This is a genomic window from Lutimaribacter degradans (assembly GCF_023703375.1).
In the GTDB taxonomy this organism is placed as follows: domain Bacteria; phylum Pseudomonadota; class Alphaproteobacteria; order Rhodobacterales; family Rhodobacteraceae; genus Lutimaribacter; species Lutimaribacter degradans.
Map to the genome: position 1 here is coordinate 99,605 of NZ_JAMQGO010000007.1, position 18,270 is coordinate 117,874.

Here is an 18,270-nt window from a genome sequence, read left to right on the forward strand (position 1 = left end):
AAAGGGGTCACGCGCATGGGACGCAGGAAAAAAGGCCGCGATATCTCGGGGTGGCTGGTGGTCGACAAGCCCGCCGGGCTGACCTCGACCGCCGTTGTGAACAAGGTTCGCTGGGCCTTAAACGCCAACAAGGCCGGCCATGCCGGTACGCTCGACCCCGAGGCGACGGGCGTTCTGGCCGTGGCACTGGGCGAGGCCACGAAAACCGTGCCCTATGTCACCGACGCGATGAAAGCCTATGAATTCACCGTGCGGCTGGGCCAGGCAACCAACACCGATGACGCCGAAGGCGAGGTGATCGCGCAAAGCGACACACGCCCGACCGACGACCAGATCAAGACTGCGCTGGGCGGGTTCCTGGGCGAGATCATGCAGGTGCCGCCCAAGTTTTCCGCCGTCAAGATCGACGGGCAGCGCGCCTACAAGCTGGCCCGCGATGGCGAAGACGTGGAAATTGCCGCCCGCCCCCTGTGGATCGAGGAGCTGTTGCTGACCGACCGGCCCGATGCCGATCATGCCGTCCTGGAAATGACCTGTGGCAAGGGTGGATACGTGCGTGCCATTGCCCGCGACCTGGGCGAAGCACTGGGGTGCCATGGCCATGTCACGCGCCTGCGCCGGGTCTGGTCGGGGCCGTTCGACGTTGAAGACGGTGTAACGCTGGCGCGGATCGAAGAACTGGCGCGCACGCCCGAACTCGATGATCTGTTGCTGCCACTTGAAACCGGACTCGCAGACCTGCCGAAAGTAACCTGCACCGACCAGGGCGCCGCACGCCTGCGCAACGGCAACCCCGGCATGGTGATCGCCCATGACGTGGAATACGGCGAAGAATGTTGGGCCGCGCATGACGGGCAGGCAATAGCCGTCGGCCGTTTCAAGGCCGGTGAACTGCACCCAAGCCGCGTTTTCCAGACATGATCACCCGCGCGCATCAAAAGGGCGATGCGCGATCTACCGCCGTCTATTCCGATTGCGAACGCTATCGGTACCTGCTGACCCGCGTCTGGGATGACGCCGCGCCGCGCGCGCTGTTCGTCATGCTGAACCCATCGACCGCGACCGAGGTGCAGAATGACCCGACGGTCGAACGCTGCGAGCGCCGCGCACGGGCGCTGGGGTTCGGGGCTTTTCGCGTGGCCAACATTTTTGCCTGGCGTGATACCGACCCGAAAAAGATGCGGGCCGCCGCAGACCCGGTAGGCCCCGAGAATGATAAGGCCATCGCCGAAAGCTGCCCCTGGGCTGACCGTATCATTGCCGCCTGGGGGGCGCATGGCGCGCATCTGGACCGTGGCACACAGGTTGAGGCGCTGTTGCGCGAAACAGGCCGCGCGGTGCACCATCTGGGCCTGACCCGGGCTGGCCACCCCAGGCACCCGCTTTACATCGCCTATTCCGAGCAGCCGCAACTATGGCTGCCCGGACGCGAGGAAAGGACCAGTGATGAGTGACGACCCCGCCGACCTGAAACAGGCGATGGCCCGGCTGAGCGCCGAGGTCGCGAAACTCAATAGCCACCGTTTCGTGCAGCTGCACAACCGCCCCGCCAGGCTGATCATGTTCCAGTTCATGCGTGGGCTGGCTTTTGGCCTGGGCTCTGCCCTGGGCGCGACGATGCTGGTGTCATTGGCCGCCTGGTGGCTGTCGCAGTTTGAATTTCTGCCCATCGTCGGCGAATGGGCGCGCGAGATTGCCGACCAGATCGCCGAACCCCGTTAACCACCCGGGGCGAATGAAATTGACCACGCCCGCCCCCCTGGTGGCATAGTGCGCCGGGGGTTCCTTGGTGCTGGGGTGTGGAACATGTTGATGATTGCAAACCTTCTGGGCCTGATGTTGGCCGGGGCGGCCATTGTGGGCGTTTCTCCGTCGGATGACGATGATCTGGACGAAATCGACAACCCCGACTCCACGGGCGATGATACGAATACCGGCGATGACCTTTTGGCATCGGGGCCGGACGACCTGACGGTTGGGGATCAAACGCTGGTCGGCGGAGCCGGCGATGATGTGCTGACCGGTGGCGCCGGGGTCGATGAACTGGGCGGTTACGCGGGCAACGATACCCTGTCGGGCGGCGCGGGCGCCGACGACCTGCATGGGCAAGACGGCCATGACCTTTTATCCGGTGACGCGGGCGACGACACGCTTCAGGGTGACACCGGGAATGACACCCTGTCGGGCGGGATGGGCAACGACACGCTTTTCGGCGCGGCCGATGACGACCTGCTGCGGGGTAATTCCGGCGATGACAGCCTGGCGGGCGGTGATGGCAATGACAGCCTGCTGGGGGGCGGGGGTGCCGATATGCTGAATGGCGGCCTGGGCGACGATGCGCTGGATGGCGGCGCAGGGGCTGACACGCTGTTCGGTGGCTGGGGCGACGATACGCTGACCGGCCGCAGCGATGATGCCGCCGATTACCTGAACGGTGGTGGGGGCAATGATGTGATCGAAGCGGGCAGTGCCGACCACGTCGATACCGGCGACGGGGCTGACACCGTGTTTGTCGGCGACTGGATCGAAACCGCCGCGCATCTTCATGATTTCGACCCGGCCGAGGATCAGATCATCGTGGTCTATGACGGTGATGGCAGCGAGCCTGCGCTGAACCTGCAACCTGGCGAAACCCAAGGGCAATTGGCGCTTACGCTGGATGGAATCCCGATCTTGTCGGTATCCGCCGATATCGGGCTGACGCTCGACCATGTGGCATTGATACGGGCCTGAACAGCCACGGGCGGATGCACATGTCGCTCTCTCTCGGCTTGGCGCGGCGCACGGCGCCCAATCGCCACCGACGGGCGCAGTCCAAACCTATCGGTTTGTGCGGTCCCGTGTCTCGCTTTGAATATCGAACTTACGGTTGCTGATCGAACCACCCACGCGCATTTCGCCCAGCACAACCGTGGTGGTGCCGCCGGCGTCATCGTTTATTTTCCACTGCCGCAGCTCGGTCGGGTTGGCGGTGAATACAAGCTGGATGTTGCCGTATTCCGGGTTGTCGGGGTCTTGCGCGGTGACGGTTGTTGTCGTGCCGTCGCTGGTGTGGCCCACCACCATGCGCGCGCGGGTCAGATCGACATTATTATCCAGAATGATCGAAAGCGGCGTCTGTTTCAGCGGATAAACATCGGGCCCGGTGTTCGAGCGCGCGTCGAATACCGCCACGCTGCCTGCACCCGCAAGCACCAGCGCCGGGTTGGGCGCCGCGTATTCAAAGCGCACGCGACCCGGCCGCTTGATATAGATGGTGCCGGTGTCGATCGTGCCGTCATCGTTGATCTGGGTAAACGCCCCCTGTGCCGTCTGAAGATCGTTCAGATAGCGCGAAATTTCTGCCAGCGACAGTTTTTCTGCCGCGGCAGGCAGGGCGGTGACCGCCAGAAGCGCGGCGGCAATGAGGGAGCGCAATAACATCATGACATGTAGATAAGCCCTGTTCTCGCTTCTTGCCACAGGCCCGTTGTCACGTTCGCGCGACAGGGGCGCATCACGGCGAATTATTGCTCGGGCACCAGAATCTCGCGCTTGCCCACGTGGTTGGCGGCGCTCACGATACCTTCGTCTTCCATCTGTTCCACTAGGCGCGCCGCCTTGTTGTACCCGATCCCCAGCTTGCGCTGAACGTAGGAGGTGGAGCATTTGCGATCCTTGATCGCAATCGCCACGGCCTGATCATACAGGGCGTCCTCGCCGGTTGTGTTGCCGCCGGTATTCAGGCCCAGCACCGCATCGATATTGTCGGCCTTTTCGTCATCGGGGCCTTCCACCACGCCCCCCACATATTCAGGCGGTCCGTAGGATTTGAGGTGGTTCACGATTTCTTCCACCTCTTCGTCGGAAACGAAGGGCGCGTGGCAGCGCATGATCTTGGCCCCTCCCGCCATGTACAACATGTCACCCTGGCCCAGCAGTTGCTCAGCGCCCTGTTCACCCAGGATGGTGCGGCTGTCGATTTTCGACGTCACCTGGAACGAAATCCGGGTGGGAAAGTTCGCCTTGATCGTGCCCGTGATCACATCGACCGATGGGCGCTGCGTGGCCATGATCAGGTGAATGCCACTGGCCCGCGCCATCTGCGCAAGCCGCTGGATGCAGGCCTCGATCTCTTTGCCGGCAACCATCATCAGGTCGGCCATCTCGTCGACGATCACAACGATATAGGGCATCTTCTCGGGGGCGAATTCCTCGGTCTCGAACACGGGTTCGCCGGTTTCATCGTCGAACCCGGTTTGAACCGTGCGACTGAACATCTCGCCCTTGGCCAGCGCGTCGGCCACGCGGCTGTTGTAGCCATCGATATTGCGCACGCCCATCTTCGACATCTTGCGATACCGTTCTTCCATCTCGCCCACGACCCATTTCAGGGCCACGACCGCCTTCTTGGGGTCGGTGACAACCGGCGACAGAAGATGCGGGATGCCATCATAGACCGACAGTTCCAGCATCTTGGGGTCAATCATGATCAGGCGGCATTCATCCGGTGTCAGCTTGTAAAGCAGGCTCAGGATCATGGTGTTGATCGCCACGGATTTGCCTGAACCCGTGGTGCCCGCGATCAGCAGGTGGGGCATCTTGGCAAGATTGGCCACCACGGGGTCGCCGCCAATGTCCTTGCCCAAGGCCAACGGCAGCTTTTGCGTGCCATCACCGTAATCGCGGCTGGAAAGAACCTCGCGGAAATTCACCATCTCGCGGTGGTCATTGGGCAGTTCGATCCCGATCACGCTACGGCCCGGCACCGTGCTGACGCGGGCCGATAGCGCCGACATCGAGCGCGCGATATCGTCGGCCAAGCCGATCACCCGGCTGGCCTTGAGGCCCGGCGCGGGTTCAAGCTCGTACATCGTGACAACCGGGCCGGGGCGCACGCTTACGATCTCGCCCTTGACGCCGTAATCATCCAGAACGGTCTCCAGCATCCGGGCGTTTTCTTCCAGCGCCTCGTCCGAGAGGTGCAGGCGCTGCACGTTTTCGGGGCTTTCCAGCAGCGACAGGGGCGGAAGGTCGTAGGCCTGGTCGGCACGGTCTTCCAGCGGCAGCGTCGGCTGGGCCTCGGCACGGGCGCGAACCGAGGGCTGCACCGGCTTGCGCGGCGGGTGCTGCACCACCTTGCGCGGTTCGGGCACGGGGATCTGCATCTTGCGCGGCGGCGTGTCCGTCAACGGCAAGCCATCGGGTTGCGGCGTCTGCTCATAGGCTGCGGGTGCAGGCTGCGGCGCCTCGGAATAGGACTCAATGGCCGGTTCGGACCGTGACTCAGGGTCGGGCGCAGCGTGTGCGGCAGTCAGCGGCGGTTCGGGCGGCAACCCGTCTGGCGCGCGCCGGTCGGTGTTCAACAGCAGCGGGTCGGGCCCACGGCCACGCCCCTTGGTCAGCGGTGCGGCTGCGGCCACGGCGGGGCCGACGCGGGCCCGGCTTTTTATCACATCGGCAATCTTGGCCTTGATCCGGTCATCGCCGGGCATATCGATATCGGTGTCATCCAACGCAGTTTCTTGCATGACAAGTTCGGGCTCGGGCATCGGGTCGCGCCGGATCAGCGATGGCATCCTTGCAAACAGGCCACCGCGCTGCGGTTCCTCGGGATATGCGTCCTGTTCGGGGGCGTGGTCGTCAATGACAGGATCGGCACGCCGCACCCGGGGCGCGGGAGGTACCGACGCTGTGTGGGAAGCGGCCCATTCCTCGGCCGCCCAAGCCTCTTGCTGCGCCTGGGCGCGTTCGGCACGGCGTTCGGCGGCGCGGGCCTGCACCCCCTGCGCAACATGCATGGTGCCCCTGGCACCATACCCCATCAAGCGCATAAACCCGGCATAGATAACCACAAGGCCCACCAGCAGGAAACGCACAACGGCGCGCAATTCAAGACGGGTAAAGCCCAGGACAAACGCGCCCAAAAGCACAAGCACCACGGCAAGCGCCAGCGAAAGGGCTTTCAGCCCGAAAACGGCATCAACGGGCAGGATGTTCAGCACCGATCCCATCACCGTATCGCCGAAAAGACCCCCAAGGCCAAAAGAATGTGCCTGCAACCAAGCCGCCCCGGGCGTCAGCGACGCGGCATAGAGCGACAGAACGGCGATCCAGATCGGCCCGAAAATCAAACGACCGACCGCCCGCTCGGCCCCGCGGTGCAAGACCAGGCGCAAACCCCAGGCACCCAGAACCACCGGCAGCCCCCAGGCCGCCCAGCCGACGATCATGAACAAGGGGGCGGCGATCGACGCGCCGAAGCGGCCCAACCAGTTTTGCACGGGTTGATCCGTGGCCGACAGGAACGAAGGGTCATCGGGGTGATAGCTTATGACCATGGCGGCAGCGGCGGCGGCCAGAACCATCAGGGCGATCCCCAAGAGTTCCTTGCCACGCTTTTCAATCGCCTCGGCCATGTTGCTGTCAAAAAGCGGGTCTCGCCCCCGTGTCTGGTATGCCATGCCTCGCCTCGTCCTTTGCGGTTCTTGTTCTTAGCCGTAAATACAATCGCGCAGGGCAATCAGCCCGTCGCGCAGCTCGTCCATCGGGGCCACCATCGCCACACGAATATAGCCCTTGCCCGGGTTGCCCTGTTCCGTGTCCCGGCTGAGATAAGCGCCAGGCAGAACGCGCACGCCCGTCTCGGTCCAGGATTTCAGGGCGGCTGTTTCGCCGTCCTCGACCGGCAGCCAAAGGAAAAACCCGGCCTCGGGGCCCTGGTAACTGTTCATACCCCCGAAAATCTCGTCGGCAGCCACGTATTTCTCGCGGTAAAGCGCGCGGTTTTCATGCACATGCGCCTCATCGGCCCAGACCGCTTCGGCCACGCGCTGCAGCGGCAGCGGCAAGGGGGCGCCGGAATAGGCGCGCAGCTGCTTTACCCGCGCGATGCTTTCCGCACCCCCCGCCACGAAACCTGAACGCAGCCCCGGCAGGTTCGAGCGTTTCGACAGCGAGTGGAATACCACCACGCGGTCGGGATGCGCGCCCAGCTCGGCGGCCACTTCCAACGCGCCCACGGGCGGATCACCACGGTAGATTTCGCTGTAACATTCGTCGGCGAACACCTGGAAATCGTATTTTTCGGCCAAGCCGATCAGTTCGGCCCAATAAGCACGACTGGCCACGGCCCCCTGCGGATTGGCGGGCGAACAGATGTAAGCCGCCGCCACTCGGTTCAGCAGGTCAGGCGGCAAACTCGTGTAATCGGGCAGGAAACCGCCCTCGCGCGTGGCTGGCACGAATACCGGGTCGGCCTGCACCGAAATCGCACCGATCATGTAGACTTGGTAAAACGGGTTGGGCATCAGGATGGCCGGCTTTTGGCCTGCCTTTTCCTCGGGCACCAGCGCCATGCAGGCGTTATAAAGCCCCTCACGCGTGCCATTCAGCGCCATGACCTGAGTTTCCGGGTCAGGCCGCACACCATAGCGACGATGTAGCCAATCACTGATCGCGGCGCGAAGTTCGGGTGTGCCGTCATTCGGGGGGTATTGGCCGAATCCTGCAATTTCACGCGCCAGGATGTCGGCGATCCAGGCAGGGAAAGCGTGTTTCGGTTCACCAATCGTCATGTGACGCACCGCCCCGCCCGCAGGATGCGGGTCAAGCAACGCGCGCAGGCGCGGAAACGCGTAGGCCGGTAGGTTCGAAAACCGCTCGGGAAACATTTGTGACTGCCTCAAAGTGTGGGGTCTTTTGCGCCCCTGTTTGATGTCACGTTACAGAATGGCTGCGGGTGCGTCCAGAAAAACGAGCGCACAATCCGGGGGTTGTGGCATTTCAGACAGCCCCTGACGTTCCGAACCGACAAGTGCCAAGGCCCACTGGCATCGGCCGCGCATCGGCATCTGGCACGCCGGAAATCTTGCAGAGATTTCGCGCGCTTTTCAGATGATGCACCCGGTCCGGCGATCAGCATCGATGCTGGAGGCGCGGGCGCGGCATTCCCGACACGCAAAAAGCGCCCGAACTGGGTCGGGCGCTGGCGAATGATTCAGAACAGATCCGTTACTGGCAGCGGCTTTCGGCCTCTTCCAGCGCGGCGGTAAAACCCAGCAACGAGAAGGTGTCTTTCGTCGTGGTGCCCCGGCTGGACCGCGCAGTCAGAATCGCGCTTGCGCCCCGCTTCATCGCGGTGATGATCTTGCTGTCATCCGCGGTCGAGGCGGGCCAGGCCCACTCTCCCTCGGTGAACAGCTCGAACTCGGTGCCGTCGACATTCAGGTTCACCGTGGACCCGCTGGCAAACGGATAGCCGCCGGTGAAACCGATCTGTCCGGACACATCGGCAGAGGGGCGATAATAAGCCATCAAAAGAATCTCGCCCCGGCGCACCGAAACGACGCGCCCATCACGGGTGTTCACCGTTTCCTTGGGCGAAGAGACGGCCCAGCATTCCTTGGGTTCGGTGTCTTCGAACACGCTCCAATCGGTTTTGGCGGCAACCTGGTTGTCGCTCGTTTCCTGCGCCCATGCGCCAGACCCTGCCAACACCAATGCGGCGCAGGCCAGACCCTTCGCAAACCGTGATACCATGTGACCAGCCTCCAGCTGTTCGTTAAGCCTCAATTCCGCGATGCCGCTTGTTTTCGCTTTGCTATTACGGCACCAATCGCGCTCGACATTGCGATATTAACGTGAAATCCGCCACCCACGAAAGGGCCATTGGCGAATTTTCGCACAGACGTGAAGGAACCCAAAGATGCCTGACGCGGTTGATATGGTCGAACTCTGGCGCGGCCCGTTTCTTGAAAGCATGCATCGCGGCCACGCGGTGATCTGCGATGACACCGGCCAGATCGTGCAGGCATGGGGCAATCCGGAAGCGGTGGTTCTGCCGCGCTCGTCGTCGAAAATGATCCAGGCGCTGCCGCTGGTCACCAGCGGGGCTGCGGCGGCGCGTGGGCTGGGGTCACGCCAATTGGCGCTAGCCTGTGCGTCGCACAATGCCGCAGCGATTCACGTAGACGCGGTACGTGCCTGGCTGGATGATCTTGGCAAGACCGATGATGACTTTCGCTGCGGCCCTCAGGAGCCGCGCGATATCGCCCTGCGCGACGCGCTGATCCGGGCGGGCGAAAGCCCTTGCCGGATTCACAACAACTGCTCGGGCAAACACGCCGGCTTTCTCACGCTGGCCGATCATCTGGGCGCGGGGCCCGATTACGTCGACCCCGATCACCCGGTTCAAAAGGCCGTCAAAGAGGCGCATGAAGAAATCACCGGCGAACCCACGCCGGGTTTCGGCGTCGACGGATGTTCGGCGCCGAATTTCGCCACCACGCTGCACGGCATGGCGCGCGCCATGGCCCGCTTCGCCGCCGCGCGCGAAGGCACAAGCACGCAGGCCAGCGCAGCCGCCGCCCTGCGCGATGCAATGATCGCCCATCCCGAACTTGTCGCCGGCGAGGGCCGCGCCTGTACCGAACTCATGCGTGCCTGCGACGGGCGCGTGGCGCTGAAAACCGGGGCCGAGGCGTTCTTCATCGCCATCATCCCAGAGAAAAAGCTGGGCGTTGCACTCAAGATCACCGATGGCGGCACCCGCGCGGCAGAATGTGCCATCGGGGCGATCCTGATCCGGCTGGGGCTGCTTGACCCGGCCCACCCGGCCGCGCGGAGCTACGTGAACGCGCCCATCCGCAACTGGGACGGGTTGGAAACGGGGCGGATGCAGCCAACCGCGGCGTTGGCCTGATCAGCCAACGAAATCGGCCCGCGCGTAACCTTGCAGGAACAATAGCGCCGTCAGATCGGCGTGGTTCACACGCATGTCGCATTGCGCCGCGACCGAAGGCTTGGCGTGCAGCGCCACGCCCGCGCCGGCCAAGTGCAGCATACCAAGGTCGTTCGCCCCGTCGCCCACGGCGATCACATCATGCGGGGCCAACCCCAGCCGGGCGCTGATCTGCTCCAGTGCCTCGACCTTGGCCTCGCGCCCCAGTATCGGGCGGACCACCTCGCCGGTCAGGCGGCCATCCTCGATCAGCAGGGTGTTGGCACGGTTTTCATCGAACCCCAGATGCGCAGCCACCTGCGCGGTAAAGGCCGTGAACCCGCCCGACACCAATGCCGCATGGGCACCGTTGGCCTTCATCGTCGCCAACAGCGTGGCGCCGCCGGGCATATAGGTGATGCGGGTGTTCAACACGTGATCGATCACGGCGGCATCCAGGCCGCGCAGCAGGGCGACCCGCTCGGTCAACGCGCCTTCGAAATCCAGCTCGCCATTCATGGCGCGCGCCGTGATATCCTTGACATGCGCACCCACCCCGGCCTCGTCGGCGAGCTCGTCGATGCATTCCTGCTCGATCATGGTGCTGTCCATATCGGCCAGCAGCATTTTCTTGCGCCGCCCCTGGCTGGGCTGAATCACCAGGTCGGTGGCCAGATTCTGTACATCCTGCCAAACCGCCCAGCGATTTTCAGGCATGTTGGCCAACGAGAATTCGGCCGCCTCGTCCGGCGACAACCACAGCGCGTCACCCCCGCCCCAGGCGTTGCGAAGGCTTTCGACCAATGCAGGGTCCAATGTGCCGGGCTTGGCGATCAGGGTGCAGGTGAACATCGGGCGGGCCTTTCCATTCTGCGTTTCGCAGGCTCTATAGCGCCAAGCCGATAGGCTTCGCCAGCCCGACCGCGCGGTTTCCTATAGGAACGCAGATTGTCGCATTTCGCCCATGAAACGCCGGGCCTGCGTCATTTCTGCGCTTGCCATGAGAAGGCACCCTCCGTATTTCAGTCCGTGGGACACCCCTCCCCAACGAGGGGCGCTTATCTGGAAGGGTAGCACATCATGGCTATGACCAAACCGGCAACGCGGCCGGCAAATCCGCGTTTTTCTTCTGGCCCCTGCGCCAAGATCCCCACATTTGAACTCGGCAAACTTTCAGACGCCGCCTTGGGCCGGTCGCACCGCGCCGCCGTGGGCAAGGACAAGCTGAAATCGGCGATCGAAGGCACGCGAGAGTTGCTGGGCATTCCGGCCGACTACAAGATCGGCATCGTGCCCGCATCCGATACCGGCGCGGTCGAAATGGCGATGTGGTCGCTTTTGGGCGAACGCAAGGCCACCATGGTCGCCTGGGAAAGCTTTGGCGCGGGCTGGGTGACGGATGCCGTCAAGCAGTTGAAACTGGATGCCGAGGTTCTGACAGCCGACTACGGCGATATCGTCGACATGGGCGCGATCGATTACGACACCGACGTGGTATTCACCTGGAACGGCACCACCAGCGGCGTGCGCGTGCCATCGGGCGACGTCATCCCGGCAGATCGCGCGGGCCTGACGATCTGCGACGCGACCAGCGCCGCCTTCGCCCAGGATCTGCCCTGGGACAAGCTGGATGTCACCACCTTCAGTTGGCAAAAGGTGCTGGGCGGCGAGGCGGCGCATGGCATGCTGATCCTGTCGCCCCGCGCGGTTGAACGGCTGGAAAGCTATACACCCCCCTGGCCCCTGCCCAAGATCTTTCGCCTGACCAAGGGCGGCAAGCTGATCGACGGTATTTTCCGCGGTGAAACGATCAACACGCCCAGCATGCTCGCGGTCGAGGATTATCTTGTCGCGCTTGATTGGGCGCGGTCGGTTGGTGGGCTCAAGGGCCTGATGGGCCGCGCCGATGCCAATGCGCAGGCGATCTGGGATTTCTGCGATTCGCGCGACTGGATCGACAACCTGGCCAACGACCCGGCCACGCGCTCGAACACCAGCGTCTGCCTGAAATTCACCGATGACCGCATCAAGGATGGACCCGCCTTTGCCAAGTCCGTGGCCAAGCGGCTTGAGTCCGAAGGTGTTGCGCTGGACGTGGGCGCCTATCGCGATGCACCGGCGGGCCTGCGCATCTGGTGCGGCGGAACGGTGGAAACGACCGACGTGGCCGCGATGCTCCCGTGGCTCGACTGGGCGTTCCACGCTGAAATCGACGCGCAATAAGAATACTGCTCATCAGGGCCGGTCATCGCCGCAAGGCGTGCAGCACTGACAAGCGTTCCCCTTAACAGATTCAAAGGACCAGACACATGGCTCCCAGAGTTCTCGTATCCGACAAACTGTCAGAAACCGCCGTTCAGATCTTTCGTGATCGTGGCATCGACGTGGATTTCATGCCCGAACTGGGCAAGGACAAGGAAAAACTGGCCGAGATCATCGGCGATTACGATGGTCTTGCCATCCGTTCGGCCACCAAGGTGACACCGACCCTTCTGGAGAAGGCAGACCGGCTCAAGGTGATCGGCCGCGCCGGTATCGGCACCGACAACGTCGACAAGGAAGCGGCCTCGAAAAAGGGCGTGATCGTGATGAACACGCCCTTCGGCAACATGATCACCACCGCCGAACACGCGATTGCGATGATGTTCGCCGTGGCGCGCCAGATCCCCGAGGCCAGCGCCTCGACCCATGCGGGCAAATGGGAAAAGTCGCGCTTCATGGGGGTCGAACTGACCGGCAAGACACTGGGCGTGATCGGCGCGGGCAATATCGGCGGCATCGTCTGTGACCGTGCGCGCGGCCTGAAAATGAAGGTCGTGGCCTACGACCCCTACCTGGGCGAGGAAAAGGCCGAGAAGATGGGCGTTGAAAAGGTCGAGCTTGAAGACCTGCTCAAGCGTGCCGATTTCATCACGCTGCACGTGCCGCTGACCGATGACACCCGCAACATCCTTTCGGCAGAGAACCTGGCCAAGACCAAGAAGGGCGTGCGCATCATCAACTGCGCCCGTGGCGGTCTTGTCGACGAACAGGCCCTGGCCGAGTTGCTGAAATCCGGCCACGTGGCCGGCGCGGGTTTCGACGTGTTCGCCGAGGAACCGGCGACCGAGAACCCGTTGTTCAACCTGCCCAACGTGGTCTGCACCCCGCATTTGGGCGCCGCCACGACGGAAGCGCAGGAAAACGTGGCCCTGCAAGTGGCCGAGCAGATGTCGAACTACCTGTTGGATGGTGCGGTGGAAAACGCTCTCAACATGCCGTCGATGACCGCCGAAGAGGCCAAGGTGATGGGCCCCTGGGTGCAGTTGGCCAGCCATCTGGGCGCCTTCATCGGCCAGATGACGGACGAGCCGATCAAGGCCATCAACATCCTTTATGATGGCGTCGTGGCCAGCATGAATCTTGAGGCGCTGAACTGCTCGGTGGTGGCAGGCATCATGAAACGCGTCAATCCCGACGTGAACATGGTCAGCGCACCCGTGGTGGCCAAGGAGCGTGGTATCAAGATCAGCACGACAAACCAGGACAAGTCCGGCGCGTTTGAGGGGTACATCAAGGTGACCGTCGTCACCGAAAAGCGCGAACGCTCGGTTGCGGGCACCGTTTTTTCCGACGGCAAACCACGCTTTATCCAGATCAAGGGCATCAACATCGACGCCGAGGTGGGGGCGCACATGCTCTATACCACCAACGAGGACGTGCCCGGCATTATCGGCGCGCTTGGCCGCACCATGGGCGAGAACGGCGTGAACATCGCAAACTTCACGCTGGGCCGGGCAGCCGCCGGCGGGGAAGCGATTGCGTTGCTCTATCTCGATGGCGAACCCTCCGCATCCGTTCTTGACGCGTTGCAGGAAACCGGGCTGTTCCGCCAGATCAAGCCGCTGGAATTCGACGTGGTCTGATCGCGGTACCTCGGGCATGCATGGCAGGGCGTCACCCCGCAGGGTGGCGCCCTTTCTTGTGCACGGCACGCCCCGAACCCAACCACCACGACGCCGGCCTTGGCGTTCGGCGCAATTGCCGCTTTCTCCTGCGTCGCGGTTGCGCTACCCCAAGGGGCATGACGCGACCCATCTACGCCATCGGCGATATTCACGGCCAGCGCAGCATGCTGGAAGACACCCTTGCCCTGATCGAGGCGGATGGCGGCCCCGAGGCGCCGGTCGTCTTTCTGGGCGACTACATCGACCGCGGACCAGACAGCCGCGGTGTTCTGGACCTGCTCTCCTCGGGGCTGGCCGAGGGGCGGAACTGGACCTGTCTCAAAGGCAACCACGACCGGCTGATGGAATGGTACCTGAACACGCCGCCCGTGCATGACCCGTATCTGTTGGTGGGGTTCGACTGGATGCACGAACGCATCGGTGGGCGCGAAACCGCGGCCTCTTACGGCGTGACCGAAATCACGGGCCGGCGCATGTTCGACCTTGCAGACGAGCTGCGAGAAACCGTTCCCGACGCGCATCAGCGCTTCCTGCGGCATCTGCAATTGTCGCACAGGGCCGGCGGCCTGTTCTTTGCCCATGCCGGCATCCGCCCCGGCGTGCCACTGGATGCACAGACCGAAACCGACCTGCTGTGGATCAGGCAAGAGTTTCACGATGACCCGCGCGACCACGGCGCCCTGATCGTGCACGGGCACACGCCGGTGCAAAGCGCCGAGCATCACGGCAACCGCGTGAACCTTGACAGCGGCGCGGGCTACGGCCGCCCCATCACCGCCGCCGTATTCGAGGCAGGCAAGGTGTGGGAACTCGGTGCCCAAGGCCGCGTTGCGCTGGGGTAGCAAGGCTACACGAAGCGGGTTCACCCCTGCCCGCCATAGCCCGCTTGAAAGGTCGAAGGCATGGCACGTCAGGCCGCGTCGAAATCCAGCACCAGCTTGTCACTTGTCGGGCGCGTCTGGCAGGCCAGCGTGAACCCGGCCTCCAACTCCCACGGCTCAAGCGAATAGTTCACCGCCATCTCGGCGCTGCCATCCGTCACCTTGCAACGGCAGGTGCAGCACATGCCCCCCTTGCAGGAATACGGCAACTCCAGCCCGACCCGCGCGGCGGCATCCAGAACAGTGTCATCCTCGGCGCTCACCGTGAATTGGCGGCGTGTGCCATCCAGGATCACCTCGACGCTGGCGCCCGCCTCGGCTGCGGCCTGCGCCTGGGCCGACCGCGGCGCGCGCGGCGCCTCGCCATCCTGGTAGAACCGTTCAAAATGGATACGCTCACGCGGCACGCCCTGCCCTTCAAGCGTGGCGGTCACATCGTCGATCATGTCGCCCGGCCCGCACAGGAAAACACCGTCGGCTCCGTCCAGGTCGATTGCGCCCGCACGGCCAAGTGCCGCGATCTTTTCACCCGTTATCCGCCCATTCAGCAGATCGACATCCTGCGGCTCGCGGCTGAGAACATGGATCAGCGTGAAACGGTCGACATACCTGTCTTTCAGTGCATCAAGCTGGTCGCGGAACATGATCGACTCGAAATTGCGGTTGCCATAAACCAGCGTGACCCGCGCCCCGCGCGCCAGCGCTTCCCCGGCGATAGACACCATCGGCGTGATGCCAGACCCGGCAGCGATCAGCACTAGGTTATTCTCGCCATGGGTCACGAAACGCCCTTCCGGCGGCATAACGGCGATGCTGTCACCGGGCTTCAGATCCTGGCAGAAGGGCGAAAACAAACCACCCTCGACCTTCTTTACCCCCACGCAAAGCGGCTGGCCCGGCAGCGACGCGATGGAATAGGACCGCCGCGCATCTTCGCCCCTGACATCGGCGCGCAACGTCAGGTATTGGCCCGGCTTCCAGTCGAAACCGCCCTCGGGAGTTTCGAAGGTGATGGACACCGCGTCGGGCGTCTCGTGCCGCACATCGCGAATTGTCAGGTCATGGAACATCATCGTCCCCCTCAGATGCATTTGAAATAGTCGAATGGCTCAAGGCAGCTCAGGCAACGGTACTGCGCCTTGCACGCGGTCGAGCCGAATTCCGAAAGCCGCTCGGTCTCGCGGCTGCCACAACGCGGGCAGGTCACCTGCGCCGCACCGAAAAGCGTGGCCTTTCCGCCGCTTTCTTCCGGCGGGGCAATGCCGTAGGCGCGCAACTTTTCGCGCCCCGTATCGGTGATCCAGTCGGTCGTCCAGGGCGGGGTCAGCACCCGCTCGATCCGCGCATCGAACCCGGCATCGCGCAGCGCCGCCTCGATCGCCAGTTCAATGGCCAGCGTCGCCGGACAGCCGGAATACGTGGGCGTGACCCTTGCCACCGCCACGCCATCCTCCAGCCGTACATCCCGCAGGATGCCCAGCTCGGCCACGTTGACGCAAGGCACCTCGGGGTCGGGCACCGCCGCCGCGGCATCCCAGGCGCGGGCAGCGTCGCTCACCACGTGGCCCCCGGATGGGCACGATGTAGCGATTGCATCTCGGCCAGCAGATGGCCCAGCCCCTCGCCATGCAGCCCCTTGCGCCCGCCGGTCTGCGGGTAGGGCACATCGGGCGCTTCCAGCATCGCCTCGGCGAAAACCTGGCCGATCACCTCGTCCCAGGCGTCGCGCATCTCGGCGCGCACCGGCAGCATGCCGGCGGCCTCGGCCTCGTGTGCGGCGGGTGAGCTTTCGAACAGCTCGTCAGTATATATATGCAGCGCCGCCACTGCGTCGCGCATCCGTGCGGCGCTTTCCTCGGTGCCGTCACCAAGGCGGATCACCCACTCACCGGCGTGCCGAATGTGATAGGCCATTTCCTTTTCCGCCTTGCCGGCCACGCCGCGCACGGTTTCATCGCCGCTTGTTTCCAGTGTCTTCAGCCAGAACGGGCGCATGAAGGCCGCGAAATACAGGCTGCGCAGCATGGTATGGGCGAAATCCTCGTTCGGGCGTTCCACCAGCAGGCAGTTGCGATACTCCCGTTCGCCGCGAAGATAGGCCAGGTCGTCCTCGGACTGGCCCTTACCTTCCAGCTTGCCGGCATGGTCATAAAGCGTGCGGGCCGATCCGATCAGGTCCAGCGCCATGTTCGGCATGGCAAGGTCCTCTTCCAGCATCGGCGCGTGGCCGCACCATTCGCCGATCCGGTGCCCTAGCACCAGGTGGTCGTCGGCCAGTTCCAGAAGTGCCTCGTGGATCGACATCACATATGCCCCACGTCTTCGGGGATTTCGTAGAATGTCGGGTGGCGATAAATCTTGTCGGCGGTCGGCTCGAAATTCTCACCGGCCTGGTCCGGGTCGCTGGCCACGATATCGGCCGAACGCACCACCCAGATCGAAGTCCCCTCGCCCCGCCGCGTATAGACATCGCGCGCGGCTTGCACCGCCATAACCTCGTCGGCGGCATGTATGCTGCCCACGTGCTTGTGGCTCAACCCGTTGCGCGGGCGGATGAACACTTCCCAAAGAGGTGTCGTTGTCATGGCCCTGATCCTTCATCTTTCTGAACAAGTTCCGGGGGTCGAGAGCGCACCCCGAAAATGCGGGACGGTAGGCGGGGCGATGTTGCCAAAGGCATCAAGCGTCGTCCCGGCCGGCCCGCGTTACTCTGCCGCCATCTTGCGCGTGCGGCGCTTTTCGGCATGTGCCAGCGCGGCCTCGCGCACCCAGGCACCGTTGTCCCAGGCCACTTTGCGGTCCTTGACCCGGTCACGCGCCATTGGCCCGTGCCCCTTCACGACGCGCCAGAACTCGTCCCAGTCGATCGTGCCATGATCGAAACCACCCTTTTCCTCGTTCCACTTCAGGTCGGGATCGGGGATTTTCAGATCAAGGTATTCCGCCTGCGGCACGGTGGCATCAATGAATTTCTGGCGCAGTTCGTCATTGGTGAAACGCTTGATCTTCCACGCCATCGACTGGTCACTGTGCTGGCTGTCGGCGTCATGCGGGCCGAACATCATGATCGAAGGCCACCACCAACGGTTCAGCGCGTCCTGCGCCATAGCCTTTTGCTCGGGCGTGCCCTGCGCCAGCGTCATGACGATCTCGTAACCTTGGCGCTGGTGAAAGCTCTCTTCCTTGCAAACGCGGATCATCGCGCGCGCATAGGGCCCGAACGAGCAGCGGCACAGCGGAATCTGGTTCATGATCGCCGCACCATCGACCAGCCAGCCGATGATGCCGATATCGGCCCATGTCAGCGTGGGATAGTTGAAGATGCTTGAATACTTGGCCTTGCCCGAGTGCAGTTCCTCGGTCATCTGCTCGCGGCTGACACCCAGGGTTTCGGCGGCCGAATACAGGTAAAGCCCATGCCCACCCTCGTCCTGCACCTTGGCCAGCAGCGCGGCCTTGCGGCGCAGGCTGGGCGCGCGGGTGATCCAGTTGCCCTCGGGCAGCATACCCACGATTTCCGAGTGGGCGTGCTGGCCAATCTGGCGCACCAGCGTGCGGCGATATCCCTCGGGCATCGGATCGTTCGGTTCGATCTTTTCCTCGGCGTCGACGCGCCGCTGGAAGGCTTCCAGAAACTCCGGTGTTTCCGCGGTGCGTCCGTCAGCACCGATCAGGCCCTGGCTGTACATGCGTGGCTCCTCCTGTCGCTTCACATGTTATAAGTTACAAAAACACTTTCTCA

General features: G+C 63.4%; 19 protein-coding genes. 9 read left to right on the forward strand and 10 right to left on the reverse strand.

Features of this window, described 5'->3' with window-relative positions; translation table 11 throughout:
- Positions 1–15: 15 nt before the first annotated feature.
- The 4 genes from truB (at position 16) to M8744_RS11775 (ending at position 2,733) form a co-directional block, all read left to right on the forward strand.
- The gene (truB, locus tag M8744_RS11760) at positions 16–921 is read left to right on the forward strand and encodes a tRNA pseudouridine(55) synthase TruB (RefSeq protein ID WP_251416478.1); all 906 of its coding nucleotides are present in this window, start codon (positions 16–18) and stop codon (positions 919–921) included.
- Complete coding sequence (locus tag M8744_RS11765; protein ID WP_251416481.1) at positions 918–1,454, forward strand: DUF1643 domain-containing protein; 537 nt, start codon at positions 918–920, stop codon at positions 1,452–1,454. The genes truB and M8744_RS11765 overlap by 4 nt, the downstream gene beginning before the upstream one ends.
- Positions 1,447–1,722, forward strand: a complete 276-nt coding sequence (locus M8744_RS11770; RefSeq protein ID WP_251416484.1) for a DUF5665 domain-containing protein — start codon at positions 1,447–1,449, stop codon at positions 1,720–1,722. Before M8744_RS11765 ends, M8744_RS11770 begins: the two co-directional genes overlap by 8 nt.
- Before the next feature lie 84 nt (positions 1,723–1,806).
- Positions 1,807–2,733, forward strand: a complete 927-nt coding sequence (locus tag M8744_RS11775; RefSeq protein WP_251416501.1) for a calcium-binding protein — start codon at positions 1,807–1,809, stop codon at positions 2,731–2,733.
- 87 nt (positions 2,734–2,820) lie between these two features.
- Here M8744_RS11775 and M8744_RS11780 read toward each other — a convergent pair whose 3' ends face one another.
- Entirely contained in the window at positions 2,821–3,426 is a 606-nt protein-coding gene (locus tag M8744_RS11780) for a LolA family protein (RefSeq protein WP_251416504.1), read from the reverse strand.
- An 80-nt stretch (positions 3,427–3,506) separates the two neighbouring features.
- Positions 3,507–6,398: a DNA translocase FtsK gene (locus M8744_RS11785; RefSeq protein WP_491624917.1), complete on the reverse strand. Its 2,892-nt coding sequence runs from the start codon at positions 6,396–6,398 to the stop codon at positions 3,507–3,509.
- On the opposite strand from M8744_RS11785, the gene M8744_RS17890 reads away from it, so the two are divergent.
- Positions 6,355–6,477, forward strand: coding sequence for a hypothetical protein (locus M8744_RS17890; RefSeq protein ID WP_491624918.1), 123 nt, complete (start codon positions 6,355–6,357; stop codon positions 6,475–6,477). The genes M8744_RS11785 and M8744_RS17890 overlap by 44 nt on opposite strands.
- Here the strand turns inward: M8744_RS17890 and M8744_RS11790 are convergent.
- Both M8744_RS11790 and M8744_RS11795 read right to left on the reverse strand, forming a co-directional pair.
- On the reverse strand, positions 6,474–7,652 hold the full coding sequence (locus M8744_RS11790) for an aminotransferase class I/II-fold pyridoxal phosphate-dependent enzyme (protein WP_251417111.1): 1,179 nt from the start codon (positions 7,650–7,652) through the stop codon (positions 6,474–6,476). The genes M8744_RS17890 and M8744_RS11790 overlap by 4 nt on opposite strands.
- A gap of 340 nt (positions 7,653–7,992) precedes the next feature.
- Positions 7,993–8,520: an invasion associated locus B family protein gene (locus M8744_RS11795; RefSeq protein WP_251416541.1), complete on the reverse strand. Its 528-nt coding sequence runs from the start codon at positions 8,518–8,520 to the stop codon at positions 7,993–7,995.
- A 166-nt stretch (positions 8,521–8,686) separates the two neighbouring features.
- On the opposite strand from M8744_RS11795, the gene M8744_RS11800 reads away from it, so the two are divergent.
- On the forward strand, positions 8,687–9,682 hold the full coding sequence (locus M8744_RS11800; RefSeq protein ID WP_251416545.1) for an asparaginase: 996 nt from the start codon (positions 8,687–8,689) through the stop codon (positions 9,680–9,682).
- Here M8744_RS11800 and serB read toward each other — a convergent pair whose 3' ends face one another.
- Positions 9,683–10,552, reverse strand: coding sequence for a phosphoserine phosphatase SerB (gene serB / locus M8744_RS11805; RefSeq protein ID WP_251416550.1), 870 nt, complete (start codon positions 10,550–10,552; stop codon positions 9,683–9,685). It abuts the gene before it with no gap.
- 228 nt (positions 10,553–10,780) lie between these two features.
- Between serB and M8744_RS11810 the strand changes: the two genes are divergently transcribed.
- The 3 genes from M8744_RS11810 to M8744_RS11820 all read left to right on the forward strand — a co-directional run bounded on the left by M8744_RS11810 (position 10,781) and on the right by M8744_RS11820 (position 14,489).
- On the forward strand, positions 10,781–11,923 hold the full coding sequence (locus M8744_RS11810) for a phosphoserine transaminase (protein WP_251416553.1): 1,143 nt from the start codon (positions 10,781–10,783) through the stop codon (positions 11,921–11,923).
- A gap of 86 nt (positions 11,924–12,009) precedes the next feature.
- Complete coding sequence (gene serA, locus M8744_RS11815) at positions 12,010–13,605, forward strand: phosphoglycerate dehydrogenase (RefSeq protein ID WP_251416557.1); 1,596 nt, start codon at positions 12,010–12,012, stop codon at positions 13,603–13,605.
- Between the two features lie 158 nt (positions 13,606–13,763).
- On the forward strand, positions 13,764–14,489 hold the full coding sequence (locus M8744_RS11820) for a metallophosphoesterase family protein (protein ID WP_251416561.1): 726 nt from the start codon (positions 13,764–13,766) through the stop codon (positions 14,487–14,489).
- 68 nt (positions 14,490–14,557) lie between these two features.
- On the opposite strand, the gene M8744_RS11825 is transcribed toward M8744_RS11820, so the two are convergent.
- The 5 genes from M8744_RS11825 to paaA all read right to left on the reverse strand — a co-directional run bounded on the left by M8744_RS11825 (position 14,558) and on the right by paaA (position 18,217).
- Positions 14,558–15,601: a 2Fe-2S iron-sulfur cluster-binding protein gene (locus M8744_RS11825; protein WP_251416564.1), complete on the reverse strand. Its 1,044-nt coding sequence runs from the start codon at positions 15,599–15,601 to the stop codon at positions 14,558–14,560.
- An 8-nt stretch (positions 15,602–15,609) separates the two neighbouring features.
- Positions 15,610–16,086 (reverse strand): 1,2-phenylacetyl-CoA epoxidase subunit PaaD, encoded by a 477-nt coding sequence (gene paaD, locus M8744_RS11830; RefSeq protein WP_251416591.1) that lies wholly within the window; start codon positions 16,084–16,086, stop codon positions 15,610–15,612.
- Complete coding sequence (gene paaC / locus M8744_RS11835) at positions 16,083–16,832, reverse strand: 1,2-phenylacetyl-CoA epoxidase subunit PaaC (RefSeq protein ID WP_251416620.1); 750 nt, start codon at positions 16,830–16,832, stop codon at positions 16,083–16,085. The genes paaD and paaC overlap by 4 nt, the downstream gene beginning before the upstream one ends.
- Positions 16,832–17,113 carry a 1,2-phenylacetyl-CoA epoxidase subunit PaaB gene (gene paaB, locus M8744_RS11840; protein WP_251416636.1) on the reverse strand — a complete coding sequence of 94 codons (282 nt, stop codon included), beginning with the start codon at positions 17,111–17,113 and terminating at the stop codon, positions 16,832–16,834. The genes paaC and paaB overlap by 1 nt, the downstream gene beginning before the upstream one ends.
- A gap of 120 nt (positions 17,114–17,233) precedes the next feature.
- Entirely contained in the window at positions 17,234–18,217 is a 984-nt protein-coding gene (gene paaA / locus M8744_RS11845) for a 1,2-phenylacetyl-CoA epoxidase subunit PaaA (protein ID WP_251416639.1), read from the reverse strand.
- Positions 18,218–18,270 lie beyond the last annotated feature (53 nt).

Bases quoted from the DNA above. Each gene is read 5' to 3' on its own strand.
- truB (WP_251416478.1), top strand. From the start codon at position 16: ATGGGACGCAGGAAAAAAGGCCGCGATATCTCGGGGTGGCTGGTGGTC.
- M8744_RS11765 (WP_251416481.1), top strand. From the start codon at position 918: ATGATCACCCGCGCGCATCAAAAGGGCGATGCGCGATCTACCGCCGTC.
- M8744_RS11770 (WP_251416484.1), top strand. From the start codon at position 1,447: ATGAGTGACGACCCCGCCGACCTGAAACAGGCGATGGCCCGGCTGAGC.
- M8744_RS11775 (WP_251416501.1), top strand. From the start codon at position 1,807: ATGTTGATGATTGCAAACCTTCTGGGCCTGATGTTGGCCGGGGCGGCC.
- M8744_RS11780 (WP_251416504.1), bottom strand. From the start codon at position 3,426: ATGATGTTATTGCGCTCCCTCATTGCCGCCGCGCTTCTGGCGGTCACC.
- M8744_RS11785 (WP_491624917.1), bottom strand. From the start codon at position 6,398: ATGGCCGAGGCGATTGAAAAGCGTGGCAAGGAACTCTTGGGGATCGCC.
- M8744_RS11790 (WP_251417111.1), bottom strand. From the start codon at position 7,652: ATGTTTCCCGAGCGGTTTTCGAACCTACCGGCCTACGCGTTTCCGCGC.
- M8744_RS11795 (WP_251416541.1), bottom strand. From the start codon at position 8,520: ATGGTATCACGGTTTGCGAAGGGTCTGGCCTGCGCCGCATTGGTGTTG.
- M8744_RS11800 (WP_251416545.1), top strand. From the start codon at position 8,687: ATGCCTGACGCGGTTGATATGGTCGAACTCTGGCGCGGCCCGTTTCTT.
- serB (WP_251416550.1), bottom strand. From the start codon at position 10,552: ATGTTCACCTGCACCCTGATCGCCAAGCCCGGCACATTGGACCCTGCA.
- M8744_RS11810 (WP_251416553.1), top strand. From the start codon at position 10,781: ATGGCTATGACCAAACCGGCAACGCGGCCGGCAAATCCGCGTTTTTCT.
- serA (WP_251416557.1), top strand. From the start codon at position 12,010: ATGGCTCCCAGAGTTCTCGTATCCGACAAACTGTCAGAAACCGCCGTT.
- M8744_RS11820 (WP_251416561.1), top strand. From the start codon at position 13,764: ATGACGCGACCCATCTACGCCATCGGCGATATTCACGGCCAGCGCAGC.
- M8744_RS11825 (WP_251416564.1), bottom strand. From the start codon at position 15,601: ATGATGTTCCATGACCTGACAATTCGCGATGTGCGGCACGAGACGCCC.
- paaC (WP_251416620.1), bottom strand. From the start codon at position 16,832: ATGTCGATCCACGAGGCACTTCTGGAACTGGCCGACGACCACCTGGTG.
- paaB (WP_251416636.1), bottom strand. From the start codon at position 17,113: ATGACAACGACACCTCTTTGGGAAGTGTTCATCCGCCCGCGCAACGGG.
- paaA (WP_251416639.1), bottom strand. From the start codon at position 18,217: ATGTACAGCCAGGGCCTGATCGGTGCTGACGGACGCACCGCGGAAACA.